This is a genomic window from Microbispora cellulosiformans, from assembly GCF_008728085.1.
Classification (GTDB): Bacteria; Actinomycetota; Actinomycetes; order Streptosporangiales; family Streptosporangiaceae; genus Microbispora; species Microbispora amethystogenes.
This window is the reverse complement of sequence record NZ_VYTZ01000042.1, coordinates 1-2,007: the sequence shown is the minus strand read 5'-3', so window position 1 is coordinate 2,007 and position 2,007 is coordinate 1. Positions and strand designations below refer to the sequence as shown.

The 2,007-nt window shown below is 66.5% G+C and carries 1 protein-coding gene; it reads right to left on the bottom strand.

Annotated elements, in window-relative coordinates; genetic code table 11:
- Positions 1-2,007: (Fe-S)-binding protein (locus F5972_RS36725; RefSeq protein WP_150940764.1), on the bottom strand; the 2,007-nt coding region annotated here is incomplete at both ends.

Below are 2,007 nucleotides of genomic sequence, written 5' to 3'. Positions count from 1 at the left end.
CTTGACGGATTTGATGAGGAGTTGGGCGACGTCGACGACCTCGATGGAGTCCTTGGCCTGGCCGGCGTTCTTCTTCTCGTTGATCGCGTCGCCGAGCATGACGAGGCAGAACGGGCATGCGGTGGAGACGGTGTCGGGGTCGGTGGTCAGCGCCTCGTCGACCCGTTCGGTGTTGATGCGCTTGCCGATGCGTTCTTCCATCCACATGCGGGCGCCGCCGGCGCCGCAGCAGAAACCACGTTCCTTGCAGCGGTGCATCTCCTGGGTCGTGACGCCGGGCACCTTGGCCATGATGTCCCGCGGCTGGGCGTAGACCTTGTTGTGCCGGCCGAGGAAACACGGGTCGTGGTAGGTGATCTTCTCCTCGATCGGCGTGACCGGGGTGAGCCTGCCCTCCTCGACCAGACGCGCCAGCAACTGCGTGTGATGCACCACCTCATACGTGCCGCCGAGCTGGGGGTATTCGTTGGCCAGGGTGTTGAAGCAGTGCGGGCAGGTCGCGACGATCTTGGTGACGCCGGCCTCGTTCAGGGTCTCCACGTTCTGCTGGGCCAGCATGCTGAACAGGAACTCCATGCCCAGACGCCGGGCGGGATCGCCCGAGCACGCCTCGGCCGGGCCGAGGACACCGAACTTCACCCCCGCGATGTGCAGCAACTCCGCCACCGCCTTGGTCGTCTTCTTCGCCCGGTCCTCCAGCGCCCCGGCGCAGCCCACCCAGAACAGGTACTCGGTGTCCTCGGGCATCCTCTCGTCCACGAGAGTGACCTCGAAGTCCAACTCTTCGATCCAGTCGGCGCGCTTCATCTCCGGCATGCCCCACGGGTTGCCCTTGTTCTCCAGGTTCTTCAGCATCACCCCCGCCTCGGACGGGAACGACGACTCGATCATCACCTGGTAGCGGCGCATGTCCAGGATGTGGTCGATGTGCTCGATGTCCACCGGGCACTGCTCCACGCAGGCGCCGCAGTTCGTGCAGGACCACAACACGTCCGGGTGGATGACCCCGTCCTCACCCACCAGCGGCTTGTCCAGCAGAGCCAGCACATCCTCGGAGAAGCTCTCCTTCTCCTTGTCCCCCGCCAGCAGGTACGGCGCGACCGCGAAAGCGTGGTCACGCTGGTCCAGGACGAGCATCTTGGGCGACAGCGGCTTGCCGGTGTTCCACGCCGGGCACTGCGACTGACACCGCCCGCACTCGGTGCAGGTGTAGAAGTCCAGGAACCCCTTCCACGACGTGTCGGCGATCGTGCCGCGGCCGAACACGTCCGTCTCGGGGTCGGCCTCCTCGAAGTCCAGCACCTTGCCGTCGCTGCGCATCGGCTGGGCCGCCCCCAGGCCGTCCGGGCGGCGGGAGAACAGCACGTTCAACGGCGCGGTGAAGATGTGCAGGTGCTTGGAGTTCACCACGATGACGAGGAACACCAGCATGACGCCGATGTGCGCCAGCAGGCCCGTGGCCTCCAGCCCCTCACCGGCGGGCAGGACCGTCGCGACCGCCTGGGAGGCGAAGGCCCCCGAGGAGTAGGGGAAGTTGCCGGTGTTGACCGCCGCCCCCCGGAACAGGAACATCGTCCAGATCACATTGAAGATCATGAAGAGGATGAGCCAGGCGCCGCCCAGATGCGATCCGGAGAACCGGGAGCCGCGGCCCAGCTTCTTCGGCGAGTTCTTCACGCGGATGACCGCGAAGGCGATCAGCCCGGCCAGCGCGGCGACCGCGATGACGTCCTGCAGGAAACCCAGCACCGGCCACGTCCCGATCAACGGGATGTGGAAGTCCGGCCTGCCGGTCACCGCACCCTGCACCAGCGCCCCGTAGGCCTCCAGATAGACCGAGGCCAGGATGAAGAACGCCCACATCACGAAGAAGTGCGCGGTGCCCGACGGCGTCCACTTCAACAGCTTCCGCTGCCCGAACACCTCCACAAGCTGCGCCCTGACCTCCGCGCCGGCGTTCTCCCTGGCGTACTCGACACGCTCCGGGGCCGGCTGACCACTGGTCGC